This window comes from Ameyamaea chiangmaiensis, from assembly GCF_013376175.1.
Lineage (GTDB): Bacteria > Pseudomonadota > Alphaproteobacteria > Acetobacterales > Acetobacteraceae > Ameyamaea > Ameyamaea chiangmaiensis.
The window spans coordinates 1-5,904 of record NZ_JABXXR010000155.1 but is presented as its reverse complement, the minus strand read 5'-3'; the positions used below and the strand labels follow the sequence as shown (position 1 = coordinate 5,904).

6 protein-coding genes are annotated in these 5,904 nt (G+C 66.3%); 2 read left to right on the top strand and 4 right to left on the bottom strand.

Annotated elements, in window-relative coordinates:
• A partial coding sequence (locus HUK82_RS13785; RefSeq protein WP_176614509.1) for a tetratricopeptide repeat protein occupies positions 1-486 on the top strand: 486 nt, incomplete at its 5' end.
• Positions 487-531: 45 nt separating this feature from the next.
• On the opposite strand, the gene HUK82_RS13780 is transcribed toward HUK82_RS13785, so the two are convergent.
• Together HUK82_RS13780 and HUK82_RS13775 are read right to left on the bottom strand one after the other, a co-directional pair.
• Positions 532-903 carry a hypothetical protein gene (locus HUK82_RS13780; RefSeq protein ID WP_176614508.1) on the bottom strand — a complete coding sequence of 124 codons (372 nt, stop codon included), beginning with the start codon at positions 901-903 and terminating at the stop codon, positions 532-534.
• Between the two features lie 76 nt (positions 904-979).
• Complete coding sequence (locus HUK82_RS13775; RefSeq protein ID WP_176614507.1) at positions 980-2,299, bottom strand: dihydroorotase; 1,320 nt, start codon at positions 2,297-2,299, stop codon at positions 980-982.
• 84 nt (positions 2,300-2,383) lie between these two features.
• Between HUK82_RS13775 and HUK82_RS13770 the strand changes: the two genes are divergently transcribed.
• Positions 2,384-3,094 (top strand): hypothetical protein, encoded by a 711-nt coding sequence (locus HUK82_RS13770; protein WP_176614506.1) that lies wholly within the window; start codon positions 2,384-2,386, stop codon positions 3,092-3,094.
• Positions 3,095-3,297: 203 nt separating this feature from the next.
• Here HUK82_RS13770 and asnB read toward each other — a convergent pair whose 3' ends face one another.
• Entirely contained in the window at positions 3,298-5,076 is a 1,779-nt protein-coding gene (gene asnB, locus HUK82_RS13765; RefSeq protein ID WP_176614505.1) for an asparagine synthase (glutamine-hydrolyzing), read from the bottom strand.
• A 1-nt stretch (position 5,077) separates the two neighbouring features.
• The coding region (locus HUK82_RS13760) for a glycosyltransferase (RefSeq protein WP_176614504.1) at positions 5,078-5,904 on the bottom strand (827 nt) is incomplete at its 5' end.

Here is a 5,904-nt window from a genome sequence, read left to right as displayed (position 1 = left end):
GACCACGCGCCCACGCTGGCCGATCTGTCTGCGGCCCTGCTCCACGCCGTCGACGGCACCCGGACCAGACTGCTGGTGGCGCAGATGGACACCCTGCGACGCGCGAAGACCGCCCCCGCGACCGCCCTCCTGCAACGCAGGGCGGCACGGGACATGGAGGCGCAACAGCCGGATTCAGCGGTCGAGGATCTGGGGGACGCAATGGCGCTTCAGCCGGACCTGACGATCCTGCGCCGCGACCGGGCCGCCGCCGCGATCGCCGGCGGACACGACAACGACGCGATCACCGATCTGGGCCTGTATCTGCAGGCCGAGCCCGACGACCCGCAGGGATGGGCTATCCTGACCCAGGCCGAGGTGGCACGAAAGGACATGCGCGCGGCGTTCAGAGCGTGGCAGCGCGTGCTGGCGCTGGCTCCGCAATGGCCAGACGGCACGAAACAGCGCGAGTCCCTGCGGATGCAGGCCTTCGGGCGTCCCACCTGAGGGTCGGTGGCGGCGTGGCCCCAAGCCGCGCCGCTCAGTAGCCGCTCAGTGGCCCCCGAACTTCTTGCTCGCCGCCTGAAGGGCGGCGCTCTGCTGGGTGAAATTGGCGGCGATGCGGCCATGTGACGCGACAGCGGCGTCGTGTACCCGCCCTATGCGAACCTTGGCATCGTCGCTGATCGCGGCCTCTTCCTTGGCGGCGGCGCTCGTCGCGCAGGTGTCATACGTGCGCGCGGCCTTCTGATAGGCCGTCACCTTGTCCACCGTGGCGTTATAGGCGGCGACACTGGACACATCGAGCCTGGGGGCCGACGGCTCGGCACCGCAGGCCGACCCTGACGACGCGGCACGCGCCTGTCCGCTCATGACACCCAGGCACAGTCCCGCAGCAATCGCGGCACCGAGAAGACGACTCATGATCTGATTCTATCCTCGACAGAAGCGGGCGAGATGCCCGACCCAGCGGTGCTCTAGCCGTGCGATTGCGGCAGCATCATGGCGTGAACACCGCCAGTTGCCCGACCGGCGCGCCGAGGATTTCATCGTCGCGCATGACGACGTTACCGCGCACGATCGTCGCCATCGGCCAGCCACGCACCGCCTTGCCGTCGAAGGGCGTCCACCCCACCGGCGAGGCGATCCAGTCATTGGTGATCCGGCGTTCCGCCTTCAGATCAACCAGCGTGAAATCGGCGTCGTATCCGGCGGCGATGCGTCCCTTGGCCTGAAGGCCGTACACGCGCGCGGGGCCGGCCGCCATCAGGTCCACCATTCGGCCGAGCGACAGCCGACCCGCGTTCACGTGGTCGAGCATGACCGGCACGATCGTCTGCGTACCCGTAAGCCCCGCCGGCGTCGCGGGCCATGGACGTGCCTTGGCGGCCAAAGAGTGAGGCGCGTGGTCCGATCCCACGACGTCGACCGTGCCGTTGCGCACAGCCTCCCAGCTTGCGTCGAAATGACGGCGATCGCGGATCGGCGGGTTCATCACGGCCAGCGGGCCCAGCTGCTCGTAACACTCCGGCGCCACCTGCGTCAGGTGATTGACCAGCACTTCGACCGTCGCGATATCGCGATACCCCTGCAACCAGAGCAGTTCCTCCTGCGTCGAGGTGTGCAGGATGTGGATCGGCCGACGCGCCTTGCGGGCCAACGCGGCGATGCGACGCGTCCCCAGGAACGCACACTCCTCATCGCGCCACAGCCGATGATTGTCGTAGGGCATCCCCTCGGTGAACATCCCCTTGCGCGCCTGCAGGCGATATTCGTCCTCGGAATGGAACGCGACGCGGCGATGGCCGCTGCGCAGGACCGCCTCGATCCCGGCATCGTCCTCGATCATCAGGTCGCCGGTGCTGGAACCCGCGAACACCTTGATCGCACAGACGCCGTCGAACTGTTCGAGCGTGGCCAGATCGGGGGTGTTGGCGCGCGTCGCCCCGACATACAGCCCCATGTCGATCCAGGCATGGGCAGAGGCATATTCCTGCTTCCAGCGCAGCATGTCCGCATCCGTGATCGCCGGCGCGGTGTTGGGCATGTCGAACACACAGGCGATTCCGCCGAGGGCCGCCGCGCGGGTTCCCGTGGGAATGGACTCGACCGCCGCGTCGCCCGGGTCGCGCAGGTGCACATGGGCGTCGATCAGGCCGGGCAGCACATGCAGCCCGCGTGCGTCGATCACCTGGTCCGCGGTGTCGGCGGCAGCGACCGAGAGACTGGCGATCCGCCCGGAGCGGACGCCGACATCGGTCGCGACCTCGCCCCAGGGAAGAGCGCAGGTGCCCCCCTTGATGATCAGATCAAACTGCATGGTGGCCCCTTCTCTTGCATATTGACTGCGACCGATACGCCCATCCACGCGCCACGACTACTCCTCCCACGCATAAACGAACCAGTGCCGACGACACGTCCGGGCAGCCTGGACACTGGGCAACACCATCGACAAACAAAGAAACAAAATGTATCGCCTTCTCACCTCATCATCGCAGCCTTTCGCCTCAGCCACCCAGGAACCAACCATGAACCTGCACTCCGGCTCGCCCTCCCTGATGGCCGACAAACGCCCACGCATGAAAAATCTGACGTTCTCGATACCACAGAGGCCAACGGCCTCAACGCGGACTATTTCTATGACCTGATCAACGGGGCCGCAGTGGTTTCGTTTGATGTCTTCGACACCGTTTTGGTCCGGCCATTTCTCAATCCTGCCGACGTCTTTGTGATGATGGAGCGAACGACAGCGATAAAGAATTTTTATCATGAACGGATCAAGGCCGAGGAGCGCGCCCGCGCGCGTCTCGTGACCGTCGATCATGCCAAACACTACGATTTCGTCAGAAGTGTTTTCATCAGAAAAATGCATGACCAGACGCATCATTTTGCCGACTTCATCAAACCCTTTATCGGCGTGGTCAGCATCGAGGAGTTGCGGGAAACGCTCTTGTTGCTGTTCCGTGCACTCGTGCGGCAACCGACTTTATTCGAACATCACGCCTTGGCGATGCTGCCCCACAATCGCGAACTGGGCGCATCAACGTTCCAGACCATCGGATCGTTCTGGCGTCCCGACAATCACGCCAGCACCCGACCTACGCTCACGGCGTGAACGTAACCGCGCGCAAAACAAAAACGGTTCTGATGAAAAAACTGAAGGCCCGCTGATACCGGAGAAGAATCGTTGGGAAGGTATGCAAGACCGCGGCATACCTTCATCCGGGCGAATCTCAGGCATTCATGGCGACCATGGGGTGTGCCCAAACCACTACCAGAACCATAAAGGCACATATCCGCGCAGCACGGTTCGTGCCTTTACCGATCTCCCAGAACGTCAAACACGTTTCCAGTAACAGGCCTCTCCTCGATCAGCGCACGATGCCAGAGAGCGTAAAACAGCAATGACCACGCGGCCGCCGCCGTCCGGTGACCAGCACAGGCATGAAACAACGCTTCGACCCGTTCTGGATGGGCAAGTTCCCGGATGACGGGCTGTCGGGCGACGAGTGGCCCCAACCGGCCCCCATCCTCGGCGATCCACGCCCCTATCGGCACAGTGAAACCCTGCTTGGGTGCGAACGGTCGTGCATCGGGCATCGCGCCCGCCAGCCAGCGCCGCAACAACCACTTGCCGCGTCCGTCACGCACTTTCATGGAATCCGGTAGGCGCCAGACTGCCTGCGCGACCACGGGATCGAGCAGCGGCGTGCGCCCCTCGACCGCATGCGCCATGAGACAGCGGTCGAGCTTGAGCAACAGGTCGTTCGGCAGCCATTCGGCGATGTCCACCGCCTGCGCCTGTTGCAGGCGCGACGACCAGTGACGGGCGTCGAGTTCGGCGGCGTCGATACCACGCCGCCAGCCGGGCAGATCGTCGCGTAGAATGCCCAGCCCATCGAAGATCGCGCGCCGCCGCATGCGTCGACCGCCGCGCCACCACGGCTTCATCGCACGCCGATAGCGCCCGTATCCCGCAAACAGTTCGTCCCCGCCCTCGCCCGACAGGATCACCTTGACCTCGCGCCGCGCCTCGCGCGCCAGAAGCCAGGTCGGGATGATGGCGTAATCGGCGGCGGGGTCGTCCATGCAGGCGACAATGGCGGGCAGATGCGCCCAGACCATGTCACGCGTGATGCGCAGCACACGATGCTCGGCCCCCGCAACAGAGGCCAGATGCGCGGCCTGCGCCGTCTCGTCCGCTGCTCCGCGTGCGTCGAAGGATGCCGTCCAGGCCTTGAGCGAACCGGCACCACGCGTCCGCCCCAGACGCGCCATGACGGCCAGAACGCTGGCGCTGTCCACGCCGCCGGACAAAAACAGCCCGAACGGCACATCGGCGCGCTCATGGGCCTGCACACTGTCTTCCAGTGCCCGATCAAGCCGCGCGAGGGCCGCGTCTTCCGTGATCGTCTCGATGGGCCCCTCGGGCATCGGCGACAGCCGGTGGCGGTGCAGGACACGCCCGTCGGCGATCTGGATCGTCTCGCCGGGCAGCACGCGGCGGATGCCCGGAAAGATCGTCTCCCGGCCCGTGGTAAACTGAAGGCCCAGCAATTCGGCGCGCACCCCCGGATCAACCGCGCGGGGCACGACGCCACTGTCGAGCAGAGCGCGCGGCTCGGACGCGAAGGCCACGCCCTGCGGCCGTTCGGCGTAATAGAGCGGCTTGATCCCGAACGGGTCGCGCGACAGAACCTCTTCCTGATGCCCCTGGCCGCCTTCGCCCAGCGCGATGGCGTACATCCCGCGCAGCGACGACGCGAAACCGGGCCCTTCACGCATCCACATGTGCAGCGCGGGTTCACAGTCACTGTGTGTGGAGAAGGTTTCGCCCTGCAGGGGACCGGCGCGCAGTGACGGGTCGTTGTAGATCTCGCCATTGGCGACGATCGTGCCCGTGCCGACCGTGATCGGCTGCGCCCCGCCCGCCAGATCGACGATCGCCAGACGCGTATGGACAAAACCCGTACTGCCCATCAGGCGGGTGCGCGTGCCGTCCGGCCCTCGATGCGCCAGCGACAGCGCCATGCGTTCGAGGGTCGTCGCGTCACAGGCTGCCCCGCGCGCGCAGCACAGACCGGCGATCCCACACATGTCAGCCCCTCCCGACCCGTGTCAGAAAATCATGCCAGCGCGCCAAAACCGGGGCACTGGCGAACTCGGCCTCGAACCGCAGGCGTCCGGCGCGCCCCAGCCGACAGGCCAGATCAGGTGCTTCGACAACCGATGCGATGGCGTTTCCCAGGGCATCGAAGTCTTCCAGTGGCACCAGCAGGCCGTCCTCGCCCGGCGTGATCAGTTCCACCGGTCCCTGCGCGCGGGCGGCGACCACGGGGCGCCCCGCCGAAAACGCCTCGATCACGACATTGCCCAGCGGTTCATGACGCGACGGACAGACCAGCACGTCACACGCCGCCAGTAATCCCGCCGTCTGCTGCACCCAGCCCGGCATATGCACCCGCGCGGCAACGCCGCACTGCCGCGCCAGCGCCTCGAGCGCGGCGCGCTCGGGCCCTTCGCCCGCGATGACGAGATGTGCGTCGGGTACCCGGCGCATCGCCGGGATCAGCACGTCGAACGCCTTGTTCGTGTGCAGCCGGCCGAGGGCGAGCACCAGCGGCGCGGAGGGCGGCACGTAGTCCGGCCGAACCGGTGCCGCTTCGCCGAAGTCGATGGCGAAATTGGGCAGATAGTGCGCGCGCGCGGTCGGCCACCCCTGCTCGCCCAGCCACCGCACGATACCGCGCGTGTTGCCGATCAGATGATCGCAATGCCGATAATAGCCCAGATCGTAAAACCCCCCCAGCCGCCCCGCCAGAACCCATGGGCCGGTGGGCGTGAACCGCGCGGCCCGGTTCATCCAGGCCACGACGACGCGCGGGGCGAACCGGTGCAACGCGCGACGCAGGCGCGCGCGGGTCA